The organism is Rohdeia mirabilis (genome assembly GCA_007750655.1).
In the GTDB taxonomy this organism is placed as follows: domain Bacteria; phylum Planctomycetota; class UBA1135; order UBA1135.
The window spans coordinates 3,734,197-3,760,348 of record CP036290.1 but is presented as its reverse complement, the minus strand read 5'-3'; the positions used below and the strand labels follow the sequence as shown (position 1 = coordinate 3,760,348).

Annotated in this window: 13 protein-coding genes; 12 read left to right on the top strand and 1 reads right to left on the bottom strand. The window is 69.5% G+C overall.

The features are described from left to right. The first annotated feature begins 444 nt into the window (after positions 1-444). The 10 genes from Pla163_RS13970 (at position 445) to Pla163_RS13925 (ending at position 19,259) form a co-directional block, all read left to right on the top strand. Positions 445-3,822 (top strand): Ig-like domain-containing protein, encoded by a 3,378-nt coding sequence (locus Pla163_RS13970; RefSeq protein WP_145189622.1) that lies wholly within the window; start codon positions 445-447, stop codon positions 3,820-3,822. Positions 3,823-3,937: 115 nt separating this feature from the next. Next, positions 3,938-7,189, top strand: coding sequence for a hypothetical protein (locus tag Pla163_RS13965; RefSeq protein ID WP_145189619.1), 3,252 nt, complete (start codon positions 3,938-3,940; stop codon positions 7,187-7,189). A 282-nt stretch (positions 7,190-7,471) separates the two neighbouring features. Then, positions 7,472-9,493 carry a bactofilin family protein gene (locus Pla163_RS13960; protein WP_145189616.1) on the top strand — a complete coding sequence of 674 codons (2,022 nt, stop codon included), beginning with the start codon at positions 7,472-7,474 and terminating at the stop codon, positions 9,491-9,493. Between the two features lie 91 nt (positions 9,494-9,584). Then, positions 9,585-10,517 carry a prepilin peptidase gene (locus Pla163_RS13955; protein ID WP_145189613.1) on the top strand — a complete coding sequence of 311 codons (933 nt, stop codon included), beginning with the start codon at positions 9,585-9,587 and terminating at the stop codon, positions 10,515-10,517. A gap of 91 nt (positions 10,518-10,608) precedes the next feature. Beyond that, entirely contained in the window at positions 10,609-11,295 is a 687-nt protein-coding gene (locus Pla163_RS13950) for an OmpA family protein (protein WP_419185949.1), read from the top strand. 357 nt (positions 11,296-11,652) lie between these two features. Continuing rightward, positions 11,653-13,683 (top strand): elongation factor G, encoded by a 2,031-nt coding sequence (locus tag Pla163_RS13945; protein WP_145189608.1) that lies wholly within the window; start codon positions 11,653-11,655, stop codon positions 13,681-13,683. 417 nt (positions 13,684-14,100) lie between these two features. After that, positions 14,101-15,165 (top strand): type IV pilus twitching motility protein PilT, encoded by a 1,065-nt coding sequence (locus Pla163_RS13940; protein ID WP_145189605.1) that lies wholly within the window; start codon positions 14,101-14,103, stop codon positions 15,163-15,165. Further along, on the top strand, positions 15,165-16,871 hold the full coding sequence (locus tag Pla163_RS13935; RefSeq protein ID WP_145189602.1) for a GspE/PulE family protein: 1,707 nt from the start codon (positions 15,165-15,167) through the stop codon (positions 16,869-16,871). The genes Pla163_RS13940 and Pla163_RS13935 overlap by 1 nt, the downstream gene beginning before the upstream one ends. Positions 16,872-16,885: 14 nt before the next feature. Then, entirely contained in the window at positions 16,886-18,226 is a 1,341-nt protein-coding gene (locus Pla163_RS13930; RefSeq protein WP_145189599.1) for a type II secretion system F family protein, read from the top strand. Positions 18,227-18,539: 313 nt separating this feature from the next. Continuing rightward, entirely contained in the window at positions 18,540-19,259 is a 720-nt protein-coding gene (locus Pla163_RS13925; protein ID WP_419185948.1) for a pilus assembly FimT family protein, read from the top strand. Positions 19,260-19,390: 131 nt separating this feature from the next. Here the strand turns inward: Pla163_RS13925 and Pla163_RS13920 are convergent, their stop codons facing one another. Then, the gene (locus Pla163_RS13920) at positions 19,391-20,263 is read right to left on the bottom strand and encodes a hypothetical protein (protein WP_145189593.1); all 873 of its coding nucleotides are present in this window, start codon (positions 20,261-20,263) and stop codon (positions 19,391-19,393) included. 500 nt (positions 20,264-20,763) lie between these two features. On the opposite strand from Pla163_RS13920, the gene Pla163_RS13910 reads away from it, so the two are divergent. Beyond that, entirely contained in the window at positions 20,764-23,877 is a 3,114-nt protein-coding gene (locus tag Pla163_RS13910) for a hypothetical protein (protein ID WP_145189590.1), read from the top strand. Positions 23,878-23,894: 17 nt separating this feature from the next. Continuing rightward, positions 23,895-25,208, top strand: coding sequence for an amidohydrolase family protein (locus Pla163_RS13905; protein ID WP_145189587.1), 1,314 nt, complete (start codon positions 23,895-23,897; stop codon positions 25,206-25,208). Positions 25,209-26,152: the final 944 nt, after the last annotated feature.

Sequence of the window (26,152 nt, the reverse complement as noted above, 5' to 3'; positions counted from 1 at the left end):
GGCTTCCAGAGGCCTGCTGGCCGATCGAACCCAGGTCGATGACCGTCCGGCCACCCGAACGGTGACGGGCGGGCGGGCGCGGTACGCTTGTTGTTGGGCAGGGGGCGGACCGTTCCGCCCGCCCCATCGGGCGCGGACCGTGCTCGGTCCCTGTCGCATCCTCGGCCCTTCGCTTGATCCCTCGGGCGCTGGGCCGGAGAATGCCGGCCACCCACGCCGCCGACCCCTCCGGGCGGTGGCGACGGACCCGCTCGGCGCGTTCCCCCGCGCCGACCGGGGACCCGGGGTGACCGACCGTCCAACTCTCGTCACGTCCGTCGTCGGCCCGAGCGCCGACCGCCAGCCGGGACCCTCGAGGTTCCCCTGGTCGACCGCACGACCTCTCGCGCGCTCGACCGACCCCAAGAGGCTTCCCATCCACGCGGGCTCCACCCGCGGATCACCATGACGCAGTCCACGTCGACCCACGCCGTCCGCTTCACCGCCTTCGCGGTGGCTTCGGGACTCCTCCTGTCCGCATGTGGCGGTCGAGGCCCCAAGCCGCCCCTGACGGTGGACCAGGACCTCTCCCAGCTCGGCACGCAGAACCAGAAGCCTGGTACGACCGACGAGTTCTACATCATCGACGCGCACGGATCCGGCCAGAAGCAGGGCCTGCGCATGGTCGAGATGTACTGGGGCCGCCTGGTCAACGTCACCGACGCGAGTGGTGACGTGATCTACCGCGACTTCGTGATCGATCCGGGCCTGGTGGGGGACAGCAACGGTGAGGGGACGCTCGCCATCAGCTCGTCCCTGGGATCGACGACCGTCGACTACGAGTACTCCCAGAACCCCGTCACGGGTCAGGAGACGTTCAACGTCAAGTCGACGAACGACCCGCTCGACGGCGAGGACAACTTCGACCTCGCACTGCAGGTCGCGGCGTCGGGCGTCAACCAGATCAGCTTCTCGGGGGTCTCGGACATCGGGTCCCTGTCGCGTATCCCCCGCAACGGCGCCATCGTCGTCCACTTCGACGACATGCTCGACGAGGAGTCGATCATCCTCAACGACACGGTCAAGATCCTCACCGGATCGCCGCCCACCGAGGCCTTCGACGCGCGTCTGCTGGCAGACCCGAACCACGGTGGTATCGATCCGGCCAGCGGTGAGTTCGTCAGCACGCGCTTGATCATCGACACGACCATCAGCGCGTTCGAGCTCGGCGGCGACGTCGGCTCGCTCCCGCTCAACAGTCTCGGACTGCCGACCGCGGACTCCCAGAGCGCGGCCAACGTGGCGATCCTGTTCCCGACGACCGTGGCGTCGTCGACGGGTCAGTTCCGCCGCCTGACGAACCTGAACGGCAAGCCGCTGTTCAACGTGGGCAACGGACCGGTCGCGTCCTCGCCGTCGAACGACGTCGTCCGCGCCATGCGCACGGGCACCGTCGCCGACCCGGACAACGGCTTCCTGTTCGACGCGACCCGCCCGCGCCTGCTCGCCAGCCAGGGCGTGGTCGTCACGGCCGCCGTTCCGCCCGCCGGAGTCGGCGTGGGTGACGCGGAATACGGCTACGTCTGGGACATCGACTACGCCTTCCTGACGCCGACCTGTGGCGTCCTGCCGGTGGCCGGTGAGGACGTCATCCAGTTCTCGAACACGCTCTACGCGAACGTGATCGGAACGACGAACATCGTCACCGACCCGCCGAGCCCGCTCCCCGGTGGCGGCGTCAACTCGGTCTCCACCCTGCGCGTCGAGATCCCGCGCCTCGCGAGCTTCCTCCCAGAGGCCAGCTCGACCTTCGACCCGACCGATCCCCAGGACGTCTTCGACTTCCTCGAGAACGACGTCATCGGCACGAGCGTGATGCAGTTCCCGTGGCGTCCCGCCTCCATGACCGGCCAGTCGAGCTGCTTCGCGGCCTTCTCGCCGGGCGCTGGTGTCGCTCCGGCCTCGGAGGTCCCGAACAACGCCCAGATCACCCTGCGCTTCTCGGAGCCCATGGACCCGGCGAGCTTCGGCGCATTCAGCAGCTTCCAGGTCACGCGCGTCCCGGCCTCGGCGACGCCCTTCAACGCCTACGACTACGTCATCGGTTCGGTGTCGTTCGCGCCCGACCTGCGCGAGTTCCGGTTCCAGCCGCTGCTGCCCTTCTCGAACCAGCCGCAGGGGTCCCTCGGCACCGTCGACGCGGGTGTCGATGCCAACCTCACCTACCACCTCGGGGTCACCTCGAGCGTGGACGGCGGTCTGCGCGACCTGTTCGGAAACCCGCTCGGCGACGTCATCGAGAACGTGGAGTTCGACGTGATCGACGACTCGGTCGCGACGGTCGCGAACGGCGGCTACGTCTTCCGCTTCGAGGACGACATGCTCGACGAGACGGGCAACGGCCGTTCCGACATCGACGGGCAGTTCAACCAGGACCAGCTCAACGGAACGCTGCTGCCGCGTCCGGTGTCGAACTTCTCGCGCACCATCGACGTCAACCAGCCGATCGTCGCGCTCATGAACCTGCCGGCCGTGGCAGGGGTCCAGACGCCCTTGTCGAACCTCGGCAGTCGCCTCCACGCCCTGTGGCGCTACGCGGATCTCGGACTCACCATGAGTGCGAAGGACCGCGAGTTCACGAACATCGACATCGAGTTCACCTACCTGAGCCCGGTGGGCGGCCAGATCGTGTCGGCCTTCTACCCCGAGTTCTTCATGGGGATCGCGCACGGTTGTTGCGTCCCCGACGAGTTCCAGGATCAGCTCACCGGCTTCCCGGAGGAGCCGCTGTCCGGCTACAAGAACAATTCGTCCTTCGCCGAGACGTACCTCACGATCCCCGGCGCGACGCCCCAGGAGGTCCACCCGCGCGAGAGCGGCTTCACGGTCGCGAGCTCGGAGCTGTTCACCGCGGAGACCGGGACCCCGCTCCTGCGGATGCCGATGAACCGCGGCATCTCCGAGGGTGAGCGCACGACGTTCACCTGGCGCGACGCAGCGATCACCGAGCGTGGAGCTCTTGCGCCCACCGGCCAGACCAAGGGCGCGGGCGTTCCGCTGAAGCAGGAAGTCGCGAACCTCAACCTGCCCCAGTGCTGGGGCAGCATCTACGGCGGTGGCACCGACCGCGGCGTTCCGACGACCGGCCTCCCGATCCTGATGGAGTACCGGACGTACCCGACCGAGACCCTGGCGCTGATCAACTTCGGCATCTCGATCTCGAGCGGCTCTTCCCGGAACCCGTTCCACCGCGCCTTCTCCACCGGTGGCTACAACACCCAGGACGCCGCCGTGGTCAAGAACCCGGACACCCAGACCTCACCGACCGGCGGCTTCAACGGCAACCCGCTCGCGGGCGCACCGCTCGGGTCGACGACCCCGGGTCTCGACAACACCGTGTACTACGGCCAGGTCGACTTCGTGGTCCGTCTCAGTCGGGCCCACACGGTGCCGATCGACGCCAACGGTATCTCGGACCCGAACTACCGGGCCGTGACCCTCGAACCCTCGGCCGCCAACCAGCCGCTGGGAACCAGTGTCGAACTCGCCTACCGCGGACACGACACGCCGATCCCGCTCACCGGCGACCCCGGCCGCATCCTCGACGCGTCGAACCTGGACGCCTACGGCGACGAGGTACCGCCCGGAGACGGCTTCACGACGGGCGCAAACTGCGGGTCGACGAACTACTCGATCTTCACGTTCGACTCGCCGAACTGGAGCAGCGATCTGAACGACGTGGACGGAAGTCGCTACGTCCAGGTCCGCTTCACCTTCGTCAACAACCTGTCCTCGCGACTCGCACCGGTCCTCGACTCCTTCGGCGTCGCCTACCAGTTCTGATCGCTGGGCGAAACGGCACGCCGCGCGTTCGACCGCGCGGCGTGCTCGCCCGCCCCTTCGCATCGTCGAACCGACCGATCCACGACCGATCCACGACTCACCGAGCAGTCCAATCATGCACTCGACCAACTCGCGCACGAACCGACCGAAGGCCGCCCTGGCGCGCCTGGGGTTCCTCGCCCTCGCTTCCGCGTCCCTCGCGGCCTGTGGAGGCGGTAGCGGCAGCAGCGGTAGCGGCAGCGGCGGCACCGGAGTCTCCGGCTTCCAGCTGCTCAACGTCGCTGGCATGCCCGGCGGAACGACCAACTCCTGGAAGATCAACCGCCCGATCGACTTCGTGTTCAACGCGTCGGTCGACTTCGGCTCGATCAACTCGTCGTCGATCCAGATCCGCAACAGCCAGGGTCAGCAGGCGCTCGGCGAGTTCAAGCTGATCGACCCGTCGACCGTGCGCTTCCAGCCGCGCTGTCCCACCGAGCCCGATCTCTCGGACTCCGGTCTCGCGGTGGGTGAGTCCTACGCGGTCCTCATCCTCGGGAGCGACGGCGGTGGCGGCATCGCGGTGCGCTCGGCGGGCGGTTCGAGCTTGGGTGCCTCCCAGCAGCGGACCTTCATCACGCCCTCGTCCACGTCGCCCGAAGAGATCTTCTTCGACACGGTTCCGGCGCCGCCGCGTGTGCTCGTGGCCCAACCGCTTCCGGGCCAGGTGCCGGCGATGAACCTCAGCCGCATCGAGATCGGCAACGGCGACGTCGAACCGTTCGTCCTGGTCGGTACCACGCCGACGGTGATCGACGACCTGCCCCTGAACCTCTACTCGGGTGGCGACGACCGGTTCTCGGTCATCCTCGAGTTCGACCAGCCGGTCAACCCGTCCGCGACGAACATCAGTTCCGATCGCCTCAAGCTGCAGTTCAACCGCGCCGGAACGTCGATCTGGGATCCCGTCCCGACCGACGTGACGCTCGTCGAGAACTGCACGGAGTTGGGCGCGCGCATCCGCTTGGACGCCGTCGGCATCCTGCCGAAGGACGCGCTCCTGCGGGTCGAGATCGACGCTGCGTTCGAGGACATCGTCGGCAGCCAGAGCACGCTCTCGGTGAACGACTTCGCACGTTTCCGCACGAACGCGGGAACGGGCATTCCGGCCTTCGCGAGCCAACCGCTCGTCGACGAACTCCTCGAGACCTTCGACAGCACGTCATTCCTCGACACCGAGGTCCTTCTGGACCTGCCGGAGGCGGACTGGGGCGGTGGACGCCTGAGGGCTTCGTTCGAGTTCCCGACGCGGTCGAACCTGTCCCCGGGCTTCGACCTGATCCTGGAGCCGGACGAATTGCTGGTGGTGAACACGAGCAACGGTTCGATCACGAACAGCACCCCCGGCGGGATCGGGATCGACGACCAGCAGTCCATCACGGACGGGGTCATCTACCTGCGCGACCTCGAGGTCAAGGCGGGAGCCACGCTGCGCTTCGTCGGCCCGAACCCCGTCGAGATCTGGGCCACGGGCAACGTAACCGTGCGCGGCACGATCGAGTGCAAGGGCGACAACGCGAAGGACCAGGACGCTCTGTCCTCGGTGGCTTCGATCCCCGGTGTCAACGGCAACGGTGGCGGCGGACGTGGCGGCACGGCCTCGCCCTCGAACCTGATCGAACCGGACGAGAAGGGTGGTGACGGATTCGGACCCTTCAACCAGCCGGGAGTCGGCGGGCGTGGCGGCGAGTCGGGCTACGGCAACACGACTCCCGGCGACACCCGACGCGCCGGTGGTGGCGGTGGTGGACGGACCACGGACGACTTCGGTGGCACCCAAGGCAACACCCAGGGGGTCAACGCGCGCCCCGGCAACGACGGCACGACGATCGCCGCCGGCGGCGGAGCGAACACCGGTGCCCTCGGTGCGATCACCGGATCCAGCCCGCCCCAGGGCGGGGACGACGGTGACTCCGTGCTTCAGAACGGCATCGTCAGCGACAACTTCTGGGGCCTGCGTCGCGGCGGTGCTCTGGGAACCGGAGACGTCACCATCGGAGAGTTCTCGACGCCCCTGCCCGGTTCCGGCGGTGGTGCGGGTGGTGACTCCATCAAGGACACCAACTACCCCGGTTCGTTCACCCAGGCCAAGAACATGCGTGCCGCGAGCGGCGCCGGCGGCGGCGGTCTGATGCGCATCAGCTGCCTGGGCCTGTTCTTCGTCGGGACGAGCGGCTTGATCGACGTCTCTGGCGGAATCGGAGGACGCGGTGAGCGTCGTGCCGGATTCGACAGTGGCGGAGTCGCCGGAGGTTCCGGTGGCGGCTCGGCCGGCTTCTTGGTCCTGGAAGCCTCGGGCGGCTTCGACCTGCGCGGCAACGGCGCCAACACGCTGTTCCGGGCCGTCGGTGGCCTCGGCGGTGGGGGTGAGAACAACACCTTCGGAACCACTGGGACCGACAACTCCGGCGATGCTGGCGGCGGCAACGGTGGAGCGGGTGTCATCCAGCTGCACGTCTTCGACGACGATCCGGACGTGGGTGGATGGGCCCTCTTGAACATCGGCACGGCTGCGAACATCAACAGCTTCGGTGTGCCGAACCCGCTGGTCTGCTTCCCGACCTTCGGTGCCCGTTCGCGCGTCGTCAGCCGCGCGGTCCCGCTCGGCGGAGCAACTCTCGACGTGTCGTCGTCGCTGCCCAACGGGCGCCTGCGCTACGGCTTCTCGGAGCTGCCGTCCGCGAACTCGGGAGACATCCCGTCCACCGGGCAGGTGGTCGACGCCGAGGCGGCCGTGATCACCGCGACGGGTGTGAACGTGACGGTCAACGACACGACCGACCAGGTGACGCTGCGGTTCCCGCAGGCCGTGGCCGACGACGTGACGCGCAACATGTACCTGCGCAACACCCAGCTCCTGCGTCAGCAGGGACTGAGCCTGTCGGACGGTGGTTCGAACCAGGACGACTTCACGGTCGCCTCGGGCACGTTCACCTACGGCACCACGTCGGAAGTAACCCTCCAGCTCGAGGGCGCACCTGATCTGTCGGCCTACACCGGTGGTTCGGTCACGGGGAGCCTCGTCCCGCGCTTCTACCGCGTCGAGAGCGACGGCACCTTGGACCGCATGCCGAACACCGCCGCCATCACGGTGGAGTTCCAAGGGCTGACCGCCGACTCGAACGGCGCCCCGGACGTGGAGAACCCCGCTGTGGACTGGACCGCCGATCCCGCCGACATGGCGGCGTTCAACGGTCCGGCCGGCGATTCGATCGACTTCTTCCGTTTCCGCGTGACGTTCAACAACGACGCGGACGGATCGATCGGCCTCTCCGGCGACGAGGAACTTCCGAGCCTCGACTTCCTGCGCCTGTTCTTCGAATTCTAGGACGCGAATTCTAGGACGCGAATTCTAGGACGCGAGTTCTTGGACGCGGGGCTATCGGACCTGAGTTCGAGCCCATGAACGACGAGGCGCGAGCCTCACGGCACGAGTGGCCGGGCCCGACACCTGTCGGACCCGGCCACTCGCACGTGCTGGGCGCGATCAGGGTTCGTCGACACACGTCGCGCTCGGGCCGCGAGTCGCCGTCCCGCCCACCAACCGCAGCCGGCCTTCACCTCAGCACCCGGCGCCTACCCGACCGGTCGAGTCCGTATCCTCCGGGACGTGCTGCGACCGATCACCCGTTCCGACACGCCCGATCCGAGCACCCGCTCGGACGGCGCCGTCGCCCGCCACCAGACACGCGTACCCGGCGGGCTGGCGCGCGCGACAGCGGTCGGCCTTCTCGCGGTGTGCGCGAGCCTGGGTCTGGGGGCGTGCGACGAGAGGCCCGCGCCGGGGCCGAGTCTGGCGGTCACCCAGTTCCGCCACGAGCGCGCCCAGGGAGTCCTGCTCAACGAGCCGCTCGTCGTCCACTTCTCGCACCCGCTCGACCCGCGCTCGCTGACGCGCGCGTCCTTCTCGGTGACCGACGTCGAAGGACGGCGCGCGCGCGGATCCGTTCGCGTCGTCGGCCGTCGCCTCGAGTTCGAGCCGGACCTGTCGCGCTCGCCCGAGCTCGCGGACGGTGGGTTCCTGCCCTCCCAGCGCTACACCCTGCGACTCGCCGGCTTCCCGCGCGTCGACGCCCTGCGCGGACGGGACGGCGCGCCGCTCGAGCGTTCGATGGAGTACGCGTTCGAGACCACTCGGGCCGACGACACACCCTTCCTCGACGAGGCGCCCGAACGCAGCGCCCGCCTCACGATCGAGGACGCGACGGTGGGGGCCGGCGAGCCTTGGCACCTGCTCAGCGACAAGGCCGTCGATCCGCGTTCGCTGTCGAACGAGCGCTTCGTCCTGGTTCCCAGCCGCATCGACGCACAGCGCAACGACGCGCAAGATGCCGGCACGGCGCCGACGAACACACCTCAGGTCGACGGGCACCCGTCCGCCCGCCCCGAGTTCGTCGAACTCCGCGCGCGCCTCGTGGAGAACCGACCCGAGTTCGCGCGCATCGAACTCATGCCCCGCGACGCGAGCGGCCTGCCACAGCTGCTCGAGGTCGGCGCCTACAGCCTGATCGAAGTGCCGAGCCTCGGTGTGCCGTTGCGAGATCTCGGCGGGACGCCCATCGAGTCGGCCTTCCGCAACCTGGCCTTCGCCGTGCCCCTGTTCGTCGAGAACGCGGCCCCGCTCGTCCTCGGTCGCCGGCTGATCGAGACCTTCGCGTCGGACGACCTGGCGTCGCCGCGTTCGGTCGACGGTTCGATCGGACAGGCGCGCTGGGAGGGGGACGGGAGGGTCCGTCTGCTCCTGCCGCGAGCGGTCGGCACCGGGAAGGACGGCGCCGTCGAACTCACCGACCCGGGCGAGCGCACGCGCTTCGAGGCCACGGACCTCACGATCCCCACAGGAGCGACCGTCGAGTTCGGCGCGCCCGGTCTCGTCCTGCTCGCCGCCCAAGGTCGCGCGACCATCTCGGGCCGCCTGGTCCGACGCGTGCAGACCGGCGAAGCGCGTCAGGCTCCCGACGAGAGTCACGCGGCGTGGCTCAGGCGACTGCGGTTCGACGAGGGCGAGCTCGACGTGCCGTGGCTCGAGTTCGAGGAGCGGGAGACGCTCACACGGTTCCTGGAGCGGGCGGAGCGCGAGCAGCTGCCCGTGACCTGTCTCGTGTGCGGCGGCGACCTGGTCGTCGACGGCGACATCGACGTGGACGGTCCGCTGATCCTGGTGGCCGGGGGCCGCGTGCGCATCCCCGGTCGCGTGCGCGCCAGCGAGGCGCGCATCACGAAGCCGTTCGGCCGCAGCGCCGTGGACGCCTGGATCTACGACATGCCGCTCGAGATCGACGAGCCCGCCCTGAACCCGCTGGTGCGCGAGCAGCGTTGGTCGATCGTCTCGGGTCCGCTGACTCCGGGGAACGACTTCCGCCACTGGAGTGCGGCGCGCGCCGCCGGTCGGCCGGAGCCGGGGACCGACGACGAACCGGGCGGCACGCGCTACGAGGTCGCGTTCATCGGTGTGGGGACCGACGCCCAGGGGCGCCTCGTCGATCTCGAGCCCGTGACGGACCTGCGCCTGCTCGAGGACACGACGGTCGTGCGCCTGCGCATCGATCTCGTCGTCGCACCGGCGCGGCCCGGCTTCCCGAGCGCCTGGGATCCGCCGTGGGTCGACGAGATCGAACTCGTCTGGGAGTGAGCGCGCTCGGCTCCGTGCCAGGTCGGGGTTTCGCTCCGCGTCGACGCGCTCGATCGGCCGTCGCCGACCGCGCCCTCGCTACCTTCGGTGCGTGCTGAGCCCCTTCGATCTGCCGCCGATCCTCCAGTACCTGTTCGCGGTGCTGTTCGGTCTGACAGCCGGCTCCTTCGCCAACGCGGCGATCCACCGGCTGCCGCGGCCCGAGCTGTCGATGACCCATCCGCGGCGGTCCCTGTGTCCGACCTGCGGCTATCAGTTGCGCTGGTTCGACAACCTGCCGCTCGTCTCGTGGATCTCGCTCGCCGGCCGTTGTCGGTCGTGCCGTTCGCCGATCGGCTGGCGGTACCCGCTCGTGGAAGTGATCCTCGGCGGTCTGTTCGCGCTCGCGCTGTGGCTCGTGCCCGACCAGAACCTCGGTCTCCTGCTCGTCTGGTGGGTCGTCCTGACGGCTCTGGTCATCGCGAGCGCCGTCGACTTCGAGTTCTTCGAGATCCCCGACGAGATCTCGATCGGCGGGACCGTTCTGGCGCCCTTCCTCTGCCTCGCGGTCCCAGCGCTCCAGGCCGACACCTGGGTGGCCCAACAGCTCTCGGGCGATCCCGACTCGGTGGATCGGTTCGGCGCCCTGGCGGGGTCCCTGGCGGGCATCCTCGCCGGTGGGGGGCTGCCGCTCCTGGTGGGCTGGATCGGCTCGCGCATCTACGGCCGCGACGCCATGGGCCTGGGCGACGTCAAGCTCATGGCGGCGGCGGGGGGGCTGATCGGCCCCGGCGGCGCACTCGCCGCCTTCCTGGTCGGGGCCTTCTTCGGCTCGATCGCCGGGGTGGGGGGGATCTGGCGCTTCTTCCTCCTGCTGCGACGTCGTCAGCGCAGCCGCGGACGTAGGAAGTCCCTTTTCTGGACCTTCGCTGCAGCGCGCAGGATCGGGCGTTATCTCCCCTTTGGCCCCTACCTGGCCTTGGGCATTGGATTCACCCTGGTGGCCTGGGATGATCTGCTCACGCTGCTGCCAGCAGCCCACTGAACACATCGGCCGAACACGTCGGTTCGCCAGCGCCAGGTCGCGGCACACCAGGTCCGATCGTCGCCCTCGAGGCCCCGAGCCCCTATCCACCATGTCCGTCCCCACTTCCCGCACCGTCGCGCCGCGTCGCAGCCGCCTCCTGGCGCTCGCCGTCGTCGCGCTCGTGGCCCCCTTCACCTCCGGTTGCGCCACCCAGCAAGCGCTGCAGGCCTACCAGGACGAGGTCATCACCCTCCGCGACGAGAACTCGCGCCTGAAGAGCGAGAAGCTCGAGCTCGAGCGTCAGGTCAACACCTACGAGTCCGAGCTGAGCTCCCTCGACGCGCGCCTGCGCGACGCCTCGGCGCCCCTGCCGACCCCGAACTTCAGCGAGCTGACCAACGCCGGCATGGAAGTCTCCATGCGCGGTCAGGACCTGGTCATCTCGATCCCGGCCGGCATCACGTTCGCTTCGGGGTCCGCCAGTCTGTCGCCCGGCGGCCAGGACGCCGTGCGCCTCGTGGCGACGCGCCTGCGGAACGAGTACCCGAGCGCCGAGTACTGGATCGAAGGCCACACCGACACCGATCAGCCCACGAAGAGCAAGTTCTCCTCGAACCGCGAACTCTCGATCGCACGCGCTCGTTCGGTGCACAGCTTCCTCGTGGAGCAGTGCAGCGTCTCGGACGCCAACTGCATCGTCGCCGGCCACGGTGAGTACCGCCCGATCGCGGACAACTCCTCCGCCGGCGGCAAGGCGCGCAACCGTCGCGTCGAGATCGTCGTCCACCGACGCTGATCGAAAGGCGCGCGGACGCCGTGCTCCGGGGCCACACCCGGACGCGGCGCCGGCGAGCGCCCACCTCTGGCGCAGGCTCCGGCCGCCGCGCACCACCCGAAGCGGTGGACGACGGATGGCCCGACTCGACCGAGTCGGGCCATCCGTCGTTCGTGGGGACGTCGTTCGCGGGGACGTCCGTCGGTGCCGTCCATCGGTGCCGTCCATCGCCCGCGTTCGCGCTCGGCGGCGCCAGACGCACGCGCGAGCCCCGATCGGACGCTTCTTCGGATCCAGGGTAGGATCGGGCCGGCCCCTGCGGCCGTGCGCAGGAGCCCTTCCCCCGTAGATCCGTCGACGACAAGGAGTCCACCGCCCATGAGCCATCCGAGCCCGCGCCACCGCAACGTCGTGTTCATCGGTCACCCTGGTGCAGGCAAGACGACGTTGGTGGACGCTCTCGCGTTCGCCGCCGGCGCGACCGAGCGCAAGGGCTCGGTGGGGGATCGGACGAGCCTGTGCGACACGGAGCCGGAGGAGCAGGAGAAGCAGCACACGCTCCAGCTCGCGGTCGTCCACGCGCGGCACGGCGACTTCGACTGGAACTTCGTCGACACGCCCGGCTATCCGGAGTTCGAGGGCGAGACGCGCGCGGGACTGTTCGCCGCCGACATGGCGATCGCCGTGGTCAGCTGCGCGTCGGGTGTTACGACCAACCTGCGGCGCAAGGTCGCGGAGATCCACGCCGCGGGGCGCCCGATGGCGATCGTCGCGACGCACTGCGAGGACGAGAACCGCCCCTTCGCGCAGCTGGTGGAAGAGCTACGCGCGGCGTTCGGCGAGACCTGCGTCCCGGGGCTGTTGCCCGACCTCGACGGCGGCCGTCTCGTGGGCGTGCACCGCGTCATCGGCGACGACCAGAGTCCGTGGCGCCAACGGCTGATGGATCGCGTCATCGACGGCTGCGAGGACGAGGCGACCGTCGAGCGCTATCTCGAGAGCCAGACCCTCACCGAGGACGAGCTGCGCGCCCACTATCCCAGCGCGATCGCCGCCCGGACCCTGGTGCCGGTGCTCTGCGCGAATCCCGAGACGGGTGTGGGCGTGGACGAGCTGCTGGCGTTCCTCGAGCGCGCGGCCCCGGGCCCGATGACCGTTCGCGGCTACACGCGCGGTGGCGAGTCCATGGACCTGTCGACCGATGGCGAACCGGAAGGCGTCGTGTTCGGCGTCCGCAACGACCAGCACCTGGGCAAGGTGTGTCTCGCGCGGCTCCTGCACGGGCGGCTCGCCGCGCAGTCGAGCGTGCAGGCTGTCGGGCGCGATGCGCGACCGGAGAAGCTCGGGGGCCTGTTCGTGTTGATGGGCGGCAAGAACCGCGAAGCCGTCACCGAGGCGGAGGCGGGCAGCATCGTCGCTCTGGCGAAGGTCGAAGGCCTCGAGGTGGGCGACACGTTCGGATCTCCCGTCGCTGCCTCGGCCAAGGGCGCCGTGCCCGTCGACTTCCCGACCATGTCCGAGCCGCTCGTGTCCCACGCGATCGAGTTGGTGAACCGCGCGGACGAACAGAAGATCGGGCCGGCGCTCGTCAAGCTCGCGTCCGAGGACCCGACCTTCCGCCACCGCCACGACTCGCTGACGCACGAGTTGGTCGTCAGCGGCATGAGCGAGCTGCACCTCGACATCCTCGAGTCGCGCCTGAAGCGCCGCTTCGGCATCGAGATCACGACGCGGCCGCCGCGCATCGCGTACCGCGAGACCGTTCGCGGCGAGGCCCAGGCCAGCCACCGACACAAGAAACAGAGCGGCGGCCGCGGCCAGTTCGGCGAGTGCCACCTGCGGGTGCGACCGGCGGCGGAGGGCTCCGGCATCGTGTTCCACGACAAGGTCGTGGGTGGAGCGATCCCGAAGAACCTGATCCCCGCCGTCGAGAAGGGCGTGCGTGAGATCTGCTCGCAGGGGATCCTGACCCACGCGCAGGTGATCGACGTCGAGGTCGAGCTCTTCGACGGCAAGTTCCACGCGGTCGACTCGGACGAGATGAGCTTCAAGATGGCGGGTGCGCGCGCGTTCCGCGAGGCGTTCTCGAAGGCCAAGCCGACGCTGCTCGAGCCCCTGATGGAGCTCGAGATCCACGTCCCGGCCGAGCACGCGGGGGCGGTCTTCTCGGACCTCACCAGCCACCGTCGCGGTCACGTGGTGGACCAGTCCTCCGAGGGCGACGGCGCGGTGACGATCGTGATCGCGCACGCACCGCTCGCGCTGCTGGGCACCTACAACCGCGACCTGCGCTCGATGACCGCCGGCGCGGCGACCTGGTCGATGAAGGCGCACGGCTATGCGTCGGTGCCGGCTGCGGAGCAGGCGAAGGTCCTGGCGGAGTCCGGGAAGAAGCACGACGACGACTGAGTCGACAGGCGGACGGCACGACCGAGTGCCACCGCGTCGAAGAGGCCCGTGGCGCCCGTGTCGAGCGATCGACACCGGCGCCGCGGGCCTCGCTCCGTTCCGCCCGCCGCCCGTCGCCCGCCGTCCACGGCCGAGAAGTCCGAGGTCGGCACGGCCCGAGGTGCACCGGATCGCAGGACTGCCGATCGAGGGTGACTGCGCTCGCGCGCGACGACGCGGCGCCCCCGGAACTTCTTTCCCGGCGTGCACGGCGGTGGCGCGGCGCGTCGATCAAAGGCAACAGGTCTTCAGCGCCGACCGTCCGCGGCCCGATCCATGCGGGGTCGCTGCCACCTCGTCCACTCGGGCGGGTGGTCGCGACGCACCCTCCCTCGGCTCTCGAGCCGCCCCCGCGACCTTCGAACGCGAAGCAGTCCCATGATTACGATGGAAGATCTCCTTGTGCTGATGGTGCGCAAGGACGGGTCGGACCTCCACATCTCCGCCGGTAGTCCGCCCCGGATCCGTGTCGACGGCACGTTGGTCCCGGTCGACACCCCGGAGCTCACGCCGGAGGACACCCGCCGCCTAGCGACCAGCGTCCTCACGCAGGAGCAGATCGCGACGCTCGAGCGCGAGTTCGAGCTGGACTGCTCGTTCGAGCTGGCCGACCAGGGACGCTTCCGGGCGAACGTGTTCTTCCAGCGCGGTTCCGTGGCCTGCGTGCTGCGACTCGTGCCGCACGGGCTTCTGAGCTTCGACCAACTGGGCCTGCCGCTCGACGTCTGCGAGCGCCTGTGCAACCTGCGCTCGGGCCTCGTCCTCGTCTGTGGTTCGACCGGTTCCGGTAAGTCGACGACGCTCGCGTCGATGATCGACTTCATCAACCAGAACCGTCAGGGCCACATCGTGACGATCGAGGACCCGATCGAGTTCGCGCACAAGAGCAACTCGTGCCTCGTCACTCAGCGGGAGATCGGCGGCGACTCGAAGAAGTTCGGCAACGCGCTCCGCAGCGTGCTGCGTCAGGACCCCGACATCGTCCTGGTGGGCGAGCTCCGAGACCTCGAGACGATCGAGGCGGCGTTGACGCTGGCCGAGACCGGTCACCTCACGTTCGGCACGCTGCACACGAACGACGCCGTCCAGACGATCAACCGCATCATCGACGTCTTCCCCTCGCACCAGCAGGCGCAGATCCTGACGCAGTTGAGCTTCACGCTCGAAGGCGTCTTCTGTCAGCAGCTGTTGCCGAAGGCCGAGGGCCGCGGCCGTTGCCTCGCCGCCGAGGTTCTCCTCGCATCGCCGGCCGTGCGTGCGCTCATCCGCGAGGGCAAGTCGCACCAGATCTACTCGCAGATGCAGACCGGTGGTCGCCAGGGCATGCGGACCATGACCGCGTCGCTGGCCGAGCTGGTGCGGTCGGGTCAGGTTCGCGTCCAGGACGCCGAAGCTTCCCTGTCCGATCCCGGTGAGTTCCTGCGTCTCGTGCGAGCAGCCTGATGGTTCGGACGTCCGGCAAGATCAGGCGGCTCCTCATCGACGGGGGGCTCGTCACCGCGGAAGAGTGGGAGGGCTTGTCCGAAACGGGCGTGCCCGTCCTCGAGGCGATCGTGACCAGCGAGCGCGTCACCGAGGCCGCTCTTCTCGAGGTGCTCGGCGCCGCGGGCAACGTCCCTCCGATCGACGCGTCCAAGATCCACCCGGACCACCGGGCCTTGGAGACGCTGACGAAGGAGGACTGCGAGGAGCACTGCGCTCTGCCGGTCGCACGCACCGGCGAGATCCTCACCGTTCTCGTCGCGGACCCGTTCGACGTCCTGCTGCTGGACGACCTGAACATCATGACGGGCTGCCGCGTCCGTCCGATCCTGTCGCACCCCGCTGCGATCCGGGCCGCGATCGCCGTGGCCTACGACACCGGTGCCGCCCAGGTCGACGAGCTGCTCAGCGGCGTTCAGACCGACGGCTTCGAGGTCGCTCCGATCGAGGAGGAGGCCGAGAACCTCGACCTCGCGGGCACCGCCGACGACCCGAACGAGGTGCCGTCGGTCAAGCTCGTGAACCTGGTGCTGCTCAAGGCGCTGCGCGAGAAGGCCAGCGACATCCACATCGAGCCGGGCGACCAGCACCTGCGCATCCGCTTCCGCGTCGACGGTCGTCTGCACCAGATCATGGCGCCGCCGAAGCACATGCTGAACTCGGTGATCTCGCGCCTGAAGATCCTCGCGAACCTCGACATCGCCGAGCGCATGGGGCCTCAGGACGGCAAGTTCCAGATCCGCTACGAAGGCCGGCAGATCGACTTCCGACTGTCCACGCTTCCCGTCGTCGGCGGCGAGAAGGCCGTGATGCGGATCCTCGACTCGTCCGGCGTCGCGAAGAGTCTCGACAAGCTCGGCTACGAGGAGAAGTGTCTGGCCGACCTGAAGGAAGGCATCTCGTCCTCCTACGGGATGGTGCTGGTCACGGGCCCCACGGGCTCGGGCAAGTCGACGACCCTGTACGCCGCCGTGCGCGAGGTCTCGACGCCCGACATCAACGTCGTGACCGTCGAGGATCCCGTCGAGTACCGGATGGACGGCATCAACCAGGTGCCGGTCAACCCGAAGCGCGGCCTGACGTTCGCCGGTGCGCTGCGCTCGATCCTGCGACAGGACCCCGACGTCGTGCTCCTGGGTGAGATCCGGGACACCGAGACCGCCGAGATCGCCGTCAAGGCGGCGCTCACGGGCCACCTGGTGCTCTCGACGCTGCACACGAACGACGCCGCGTCGACCGTGACGCGACTCGTCGACATGGGCATCGACCCGTTCATGGTGTCGAGCTCGCTCCTGTGCGTCGCCGCCCAGCGACTGGCACGCGTCCTGTGCCCGCACTGTCGCCGGACGGCCGAAGTGCCGCGCGACGAACTCATGGCGATGGGCTTCATCGAGGCGGACTTCGAGAACGACTTCCAGATCTTCGTCGCGAACCAGGAGGGCTGCCCGCGTTGCACGGGCGGCTACAAGGGTCGCTTCGCACTCCTGGAGACGCTGTACATGACCGCGGACGTCAAGCGCCTCGTCGTCGAGGGCGAGTCCGCGGCCAAGATCAAGACGATGGCCATCGAGAACGGGATGTTGACCCTCCGTCGGGTCGGCCTCCTCAACGCAATGCGCGGGCGCACCTCCTTGGAAGAGGTCCTCCGCGTGACCATGGGCGACTGAGAGCTGCTACGAACATGTCCGACTTCAACTACGACGCGCGCGACGATCAGGGCAACTCTGTCCAGGGATCCGTCACCGCTGAGACCCAGGCCCAAGCTCTCGCACAGCTGCGCAAGCGCAACCTGACGCCGGTCAGCATCAAGCCCAGTGGGAGCACCAAGAGCCTCTTCGGCCGCACGCCGAAGGACAAGCCCAAGGCCAAGCCCAAGTCCACTTCTTCGAACGAGGGCGGGAGCTACCCCGACTCGAACGGCGGGGCGAAGAAGGGCTTCAGCCTCAAGAGCCTCACCAGTCTCCAGCTGACCAAGCCCAAGGCCACGGTCAACAAGCAGGAGCTCGTCATCTTCACGCGCCAGCTGTCGACGATGATCGGCGCTGGCCTCTCGCTGCTCGAGTCGCTCGACGTGCTGGGTGAACAGGCCGAGACGCCGGGCATGCGCATCACGTGCGAGCGCTTGACGACCGAGCTGCGCGGCGGTTCCGACCTGTCGGCGGCGATGGAGACCTGCCCCAAGGCGTTCACCTCGCTGTACGTCTCGATGGTACGGGCCGGTGAAGCCTCCGGTCAGATGGACATCATCCTCGAGCGTCTCGCCGAGTACGTCGAGGAAGCCGACGAACTGCGCCGCGAGGTCAAGTCCGCGATGACCTACCCGGTCATCTCGCTGGTGCTCGTGTTGGGCATCACGAGTTTCCTGATGCTGGGCGTCGTCCCGACGTTCCGTCAGGTGTTCGAGTCGCTCGACACCGACCTGCCGGCGCTGACGACGTTCGTGCTGAACACGTCGGACTGGCTGAAGGCCAACTACATGGTGGCGTTCGGCGGCTCGGCGGGCGTGCTGGTCGGCCTCTACCTGTTCAAGAAGACGCGCCGCGGCAGTTACCTGTTCGACCGCATTGCGCTCAACGTGCCGATCTTCGGGCCGATGGCGCGCAAGGTCGCACTGGCCCGCTTCAGCCGCACGTTCTCGACGCTCACCCGTTCGGGCGTTCCGATCATGGGCACGCTCGACATCGTCGCCGACACGGCGGGCAACCAGGTGGTGACCGAAGCCGTGCTCAACTCGCGTGAAGCGGTGCGGAACGGAAACATGCTGTCCGAGCCGCTGTCGCAGTCGCCGGTCTTCCCGCCGATGGTGACGCGAATGATCGCGATCGGCGAACGCTCCGGCGCACTCGAGACGCTGCTCGAGAAGATCGCCGACTTCTACGACGCCCAGGTGAAGGCCCAGATCAAGTCGCTGACCAGTCTGATCGAGCCGATGCTGATCTCCTTCATGGGTGTCATCGTCGGTGGCGTCGTGCTCTCGGTCTTCCTGCCCATCCTCGACATCGTCGGCAAGCTGGGCGGCTGACCCACGGACGCACGCCGAGCGAGCCCTCGAGGCCGCAGCTGGCAGCGGGCCGGCGCTCCACCTGGGGCGCCGGCCCGCTCCCGTCCTGGGAGGTCGCATTTTCCGACCAGAAATCCGGGCCGGGCTACAGAGCCGTGGCGCGGGAGTCCGAAGGGTGGGGTGTCGAGCGGTACCGGTTGGGTCGATGTCCGATCCAGCCCCCTCGCAAACGAGAGATCGGTTCGCCGCACCTTCGAGGGGCGGGCGCGCGTGCGTCCACCACCTGGGGAGGCGGTTTCCACACACGAAGGCCAGTCAGAGGCAACCTCCCAAAGTGAAAATCAACCAACGCAAGAACGCGGGCTTCACGCTCATCGAGCTGATGATCGTGGTCGCCATCATCGCGATCATCGCTTCCGTCGCCATCCCGAAGCTGCTCAGCGCTCGCCTGAGCGCCAACGAGTCGGCTGCCATTTCCACGCTCCGTTCGATCAGTTCGGCCCAGGCGCAGATGCAGTCCTCGGCCGCGGTCGACACGGACTCCGACGGCGGCGGTGAGTACGGCTACTTCGCCGAGCTCGCCGGCACCGTGGGTATGCGCGAGGACGACGGCGCCGGCGTGCCGACGAACGGTGCCGACCTGCTGTCGCCGCCGATGCTGTCGACCGCCCTTGGAAACGTCGAGGACGGCGTCGTGACCCGCTCGGGCTACGTCTTCCAGATGTGGCTGCCCGACGACGCCAACGATGGCGCCGCCGAGGACGCCGATGGTGGTTCGGTGGAAGGTGCGACCGATCCCGACGCCGCCGAGAACTTCTGGGGCTGCTACGCCTGGCCGCTCGACTTCGGTAGCACCGGCAACCGCGTCTTCTTCATCAACCACGAAGGCGACATCCTGCAGTACAACAACCGCGGTACCGAGAACTACACCGGCATCGCCGGTGGCCCGGACTTCGCCGCCGCTCTGTCGGGTGCCGACATGAGCTTCGGTCTCGCCAACGCCGCTGCCGGTGTCGCCGGCAACGACGGTGAGAACTGGACCGTCGTCCAGTGATCTAGGCCGAAAGCCAGCAGGCGGTCCACAAGGGTCGCATGCGAACGAGCGGGAGGATGCCTCGGCATCCTCCCGCTCGCGTTCGTTCTGGGCGCGTTCCGCCCGCGCGTGCACCCAGGACCGTCGCCCGCTCAGCGTTCGCCGCGCAGGGTCGCGAGCACGTCCTCGAGGTAGCCCTGCATGTTCATGTCGGCTTCGCGGTCGCGCGTGCGCGTCAGGTGCTCGAGAGCACGTTCCTTCGGCACGGCGGCGATGTAGCTCTGGACCGCGACTCGGCGCAGGTAGGCGTCACCGGTGGACTCGACCATCACGTTCTCGAAGATCGCGATCGAGCGCGGCGTGGCCTGGGGCGCCAGTTCGCGCAGCGCGATGGTCCGCGTGCGTCCGTCCATGCGCGCTTCGACGGCGATGGCGCACAGGATGTCGTGCGTGTCCGTGCCGAGCGTCTTCGCCGCCGTCAGGTAGCCGGCGAGGATGAACTCCGAGTCGGGCAGCGTGGTGCCGCGCCGATCGGGCAGCAGCAGCGGACCCAGTACGGCGATCGCGGTCTGGGGGCAGTACGCGCCGAGCAGCTCGCAGGCCTTGTTCCGTTCGCCCAGCGCGCTGCTGTAGTTCTCGATGCGCTCGGTGAGCGCGAGGCCGAGCTCGCCGCGCGCCTCTTCGTCCTTCGCCATCGAACGCGCGGCCGCCTCGATCAGTCGCGAGCGGATGCCGGGATCCAGGTCGTCGCGCTCGTCGAGCAGCGCGATGATCGCACGACCGAGGTCCGGGCTTGAACGATCGGCGCGTGCGAACGCCGCTCGCACGCCGTCGACCCAGCTGTCGAAGCTGACGCCGGCCGCCGCGTCGGCTTCCGCCAGCGCGTCGATCATGTCCTGCAGTTGGCGCTGCAGCGGCACGTTCGAATAGGCCTCGCGCGTGGCGCCGCGGTCCGCGGACGCGGCTCCGTCGCACCCGGCGAGCGCGAGCGGGAACGCCGCGCCCAGAAGGGCCAGCGCGAGCACGCGGCGCGGAGCGCGACCTCTGGTGGACCCGCTCCCGCGGCTGGAACGATCCGCCCCGTGGCCGGGACGGATGGGGGCGGAATCGGCGGTGGAGGAGGGCGGCATCGGGGTTCGTGCGGAGGGTCGTCCGGGGGGCGCGGTGGTCAGGACGGAGGGTCGAGTTCTGGCCGAATCTTTACCAGAGACCCTAGTGCCCTCGCACCCTAGAGTAGCGGCCCGAATCCACCGAGCGCGCGGGCTCCGAGCGGTTCGATCGACGATCGTTCCGAGCGCGCGCGGCGGTGGTTCCGGCCCTGCACCCAGGTTCGCGAACGCGTGGTCCCAGCCCGCGTCGACCGAGAACTCCGTGCACGGGTGACCGAGCGTCGCGTTGCACCCACGACGCCCGACACCGATGGGCGACTCGCGCAGTCCTGTGCGTGTGGCGCCCGTCCTCGTCCTTCACGACCGCTGCGCCGCCGACCCCCGAGCGTCCATCCCACCTGTCACGCTCCGAGACCATGAAGCGCTTCGACCGACCCCTCGCCGTCCATCCGTTCCGCGCGGCCGCACTGGTTCCGCTCGCGCTCGCTCTCCTCGCGGGGTGCGGCGGCCCGGGCGCGGAGGACACGTCCGACGCCGTTCCCAGCAGCACGTCCGCGATGCACCTGATCTCGTGCACGCTCGCGTGCAACGGTCCGGTCGCGGGGCCGGTGGGGTGCACCATCACCGAGGTGTTCGTCAACCAGAGCCTGTCCTTCGAGTTCAACCGGCCGGTCGATCCCGCGTCGCTCTCGCCAGCCAGTCTGCGCGTCTCGAAGTTCTCCGACGACGACGTCCCGCCCGCGCTCATCCAGGTCGATCCCGCGAATCCCCGGCGCGTCGTCTACACGCCGCGCGTCACCTTCGACGACGACGGCAACGTGGTCCCCGGCTTCGAGTCGGGCGAGTCCTACCGCGTCGTGATCCGCGGCGCCGCGACCGGGCCGCGGATCACGTCGGTCTCGGGCTCGTCGAACATCACGTCGGTCGATTGTTTCGTCGTCGCGTCGAAGGGCATCCTCGACCTGCAGCCCGGCCCTCCGAGCGTTCAGGTGCTCGTCGAGGAGATCGCTCCCGCGACGGGGCAGGTCCTGGACTCGTACCCGGCCGACGGCGCGACGGACGTGGACCTCGACTCGCGCGTCCGTCTGCAGTTCGACCAGATCCTCGACGCGTCGACGTTGATCGACACGAGCGAGGGCACGTCACCCACGGTCCAAGTCCGGTTCGACAAGGACGGCGATCCCAACACGACGGACGACCAGGTGCCTCTGCCTGGCACATACTCGGTGCAGTTCGACGACGTGTCGGGGACGACTGCGCTCTATTTCCGGCCCCAGCCCCGCCTGCCCTCGGCCGGTTCGAATCCGCTGGAGATCCACCGCGTCGTCGTCAGCGTGAACTCTTCGATCAGCGACCTGGGCGGCGAACCCCTGGGCCAGTCGGTCTCGGCGCTGTTCACGCCGCTCGCGGTCCCCGTGCCGTCGGTCCTGGTGCGCGACACCTTCCAAGGGATCAAGGCGATCAACGTCGGGGCGAGTTCCGCCCTGGCCGAGCCGACGACGCTCGTCGGGGGCGATGGTCTGCGCGGCCGGGTCGTGCCCGTGCTGGCCGGCGGTAGTGGTCGACACGGCGAGCTGTTCGTGCGCAACGGCGAGACGGTCGTGCTCGGAACCGGCCCCACGCTGGTGACGCGCTTCGGTCCCGAGCTCACCACGAACGGCGTCGACGCCTTCGGTGTGGCGACGACCGACGAGGACGAGATCGTCGCCTACGAGGTGCGCGCCCAGCCCATCGACGACTACGTGGTGGACGGTGTGCTGCCCGGCGAGCTCGCGGTCGAGGTCGACGACGGAGTCTTCGAGTTCGCGACCCTCGTGATCGACGCCGGCGGGCGGCTCGTGCTCGAAGGCGCCAATCCCGCGCGGATCTTCGTGCGCGGAGTCTGTCGCGTCGAAGGCACGCTCGACGCCGGTGGCCGCGACGCCATCGACCAGGCCTCCACGGTGGGGCTCGGCGGCGACGGCGGCCCGAACCGACTGGGTGCCGGGGCGGGAGGCGACGGCGGCGACCGTCCCGATCAACCCACGAACGGACAGCTCACGCCCAGCCAGGGTCAGGCGTTCCGCGGCTACGACCACCCGCCCGGCACGTCGGTCGTCGTCGACGGCACCGCCGGTGGCGGACGCGGCGGTGCGGCTGCGGGGACCGTCGGTGCGGGCGGTGGCGGCGTCGCCTGGCCGCCCGTGATGCCGGGTCCGAGCATCTTGGAGCTCGGCAGCATCGCCGACACCAACTACCTCAACGCCCTGTGCGCCAGCGTCATCGTCGGCGCGCCGGGCGCCGGTGCCAGCCACGTGACTTCGGGCACGGAGGCGCTCTGGAGCGTCCCGTCGGCCGCGTTCGGCGTTCCGATCGAACCCCCGCTGGCCCCGGTCGACGCCGATCTCGTGCGGGCCTTCGAGGTCCTCCTCGATCCCGATCGCGGCGGGCAACTCGTCGGTGGCGCGGGCGGTGGCGGCGGTGGCGGCGGCATCCAGGGCACGACCACGAACGGCGTTCCCACGAACAGCTGCATCCCGGTCGGCGCCTTCCCGCTCAAGCGGATCACGGCCTACCTCGACGCGAGCGGCGCGGCCGGCGGCGGTGGGGGCGGAGCGTTGCAGCTGCACGTCGGGGGCTCGCTCCAGGCCTCTGGCAGCATCAGCGTGGCGGGTGGCGACGGCGGAGGCTTCCCGCTGTGCACCGTGCCGACCATGAGCGACGACTGTTGGGCCGCGCCCGGGGGGGGCGGCTCCGGTGGCGCGCTCCTGATCCAGGCCCGCGAACTCGAGCTGGGAACCTCCACCGACGTCTTCGACGTGTCGGGAGGCAGCGGCGGATTCAACGCGAACACGCTGTCCGAGGGCGGCCACGGCGGCGTGGGCATGATCCACGTCGAACTGCCCGTCGCGCCGTCCCTGGCCGAGATCGCGACCCGACTGGAGCCGGACGTGGGGGGCGTCGGTGAGCCCGCGCTCGCCGACGTGATCCTGACGGCGGCCCTCGTCGACCCGACGACCGGTCCGGCGCGCCGGAGCGGCTTCACGAGTTGCTGGATCGTGCCGGACGGTGGGCTCTTCGGGTTCGACTTCGTGGAGGACGACCTCACGAGCGTCGATCCGGCGGAGTGGGTCTTCGGCTGGAACGCGAAGATCGAACTCGACACGGGGGAAGTGGTCGACTGGCGCGGTGACTCGGGCCCGATCACGACCGACTTCGGCAGCGACTTCGAGACGCTCGTGGGTTCGTCCCTCGATTCGTCGCCGTTGGTCGTGCGCTTCCAGGGCATCCGCTTCGCGAGCGCGGTCGCCTCCCCGTGCGAGTCGGATCTGGCGCAGATCGGAGCGACGTTCGTTCCCGATTCGCTGACTCCCTGGGTCGAGCACCCCGACGAGCTGAATTCGTACTGGGCACTCATCGCGGGTCAGTCGGTCGCCGACCAGCGCCGTCCCAACGCGCTGCGCGCCCAGTTCGTCATCGATCCGGACGCGCCGTTCGCCGATCGCATCGCCAGCGTCGTCGAGTTCCAGGTCCTGGTCCAGCCGCGCTGAGCGCGCTCACGAGTTCCTTGGGCGAACCCGACGGCGCGGGCCGGATGCGCCTGCGCGCGCGCTGGCTGGTCGCCGCGCCCGACGACGTCGTCGAGGGCGTGGACCTGATGGTCGAAGCGGGGCGCGTGGTCGCACGGGTTCCGAGCCACGAGATCCACACCAGCACGTCCGAGCCGTTCGAGCTCGTCGACCTGGGCGATGTGGCGTTGACGCCTGGGTTGGTGGACGCGCACGCCCACCTCGATCTGACCGACCTGGCCGGTGCGGTCGCTCCCGGCGCGAGCTTCCCGGACTGGATCGTCGGTCTCCTGCGAGCGCGGGGCGCTGCGACGTCCGAGGCGTCGAGCGCCGTGGCCCGTGGCCTCGAGCGCCTCGCGACCACTGGCTGCGTCGCGGTCGGCGACATCGCCGCGAGTTGGACGCACGGCGAGCTGGACGCGCGGCGGAAGGCCGGTGGGCCGATCACCCGCACGTACCTCGAGGTGCTCGACGCCGGAGACGACGCGCGAGGTCGTGCCGCCGTCGAGAGAGCCCTCGCGTTCCTGGACGGCGACGGCGCGGCGGGGCAGGTCGACCTCTTGGGCATCTCGCCCCACGCTCCCTACACCGTCGGCGACGCGACGCTCGACGCGTTGGCGAGCGGGATCGCGTCGCGCGGGAACGGGAGGAGCGTGCCGCTGCAGGTGCACTGGGCCGAGACGCCCGAGGAAGAGGCGTGGACCGGCGGACGCACCGGGCCGTTCGACGCATTGCTCGGACCGCCGCAGGGTCGCGGGCGCGCGCTCGATCGGCTCGAGCGCCGCGGACTCCTCGGGCCCGCGACCGTCCTCGTGCACGGCAACGTCCCCGACGACGTCGCCGCTGGCACCGGTCGCAACGACTGCGGCGGGCAGGACGACGAGCCGACGCGGATCGCGCGCGCGGACGCCAGCGTCGTGCACTGTCCCGGCGCGCACGCCTTCTTCGCGCGCGCCCCTTTCCCGGTCGAGCGCTACCGCGCGGCGGGGGTGCGTCTGTGCCTGGGCACCGACTCCGCGGCCGGCAACGACGACCTCGACATGCGGCGCGAACTGGCGCTGGCGGCCGCCGCGTTCCCGCACGTGCCCCTGGCGGAGCTCTGGGGATGGGCGACGTGCGACGCCGCGCGAGCACTGGGGCTCGGCGATCGCGTCGGTGTGCTGGGCGTCGGCCGACCGTTCACGGCCGTCGCGTTCGCCACCGCCGCGCGCAGCCGCGAGCGCGTGCTCGACGAGCTCGTCCGCGAGCGACCCGAAGTGCGAGCCAGTTGGATCGAGGGGCGACAGGTCGTGGCGCAGCGGTCTCCGCGCTGATCCGCACTGGTCCGCGCGCCGATCGAGCCCGAGTCGCGCCCGTTCGGACCGGTGTCGAATCGCGCGAACAGCGCGACGGGGCGCGCGACCTGCATCTCGCGAATCGGGAGGGACAGGGACGCGGCGGTCGTGAGCGCAGCGGCGCGTTCGCATGGCGGCGCGCGTGACGCTGGTCGTCGACGCTCGTGCGTGCCGTACTCGCCACCCACGCCGCGCTCGTCGTTCGAGTCGTTCGAGTCGTTCGAGTCGTTCGAGTCGTTCGAGTCGTCGACGACGGACGAACGACGTGCGCCGCAGTCCTGTGCACACCGGGCTTGGCGTGCGTGACGCGCGCGCCTGCTCTCGCGTGCGTCGCGACCACCACGTGCGCCGCTCGCGCGGTATACGGTGCATTCGTCGTTCGCGCCGCCCACGGTGCATTCGTCACTCACGCCGCGTCCGATGCGCGCGCCGAGTGCGAATCGTGCGACTCCTGCGCCTCGTGCACCGCCGACGCTCGCGTGCGCCGCGTCCACCACGTGCGCCGCCTGCGCCGCCTACGGTGCGTTCGTCGTTCGCGCCGCGCTCGCCGTTCGATTCGTCGGCGTCGCATGAGCTACGTGCGCCGCGAACCTGTCCACCTCGCGCGTGGTGATGCACGTCGTGCATGGCGTGCACCATCGACCTCGGAGTGCGCCGCGACCGCGACTTGCGCCGCGTCCGACGCTTGCGCCGAGTGCGAACGTGCGAATCGTGCGACTCCTGTGCCTCGTGCACCGCCGACGCTCGCGTGCGCCGCGTCCACCACGTGCGTCGCTCGCGCCGCTCTCGGTGCGTGCGTTGTTTGCGCTTCCCACAGTGCATTCGTCACTCACGCCGCGTCCGATGCGTGCGCCGAGGGCGATTCGTGCGACTCCTGCGCCTCGTGCACCGCCGACACTCGCGTGCGCCGCGTCCACCACGTG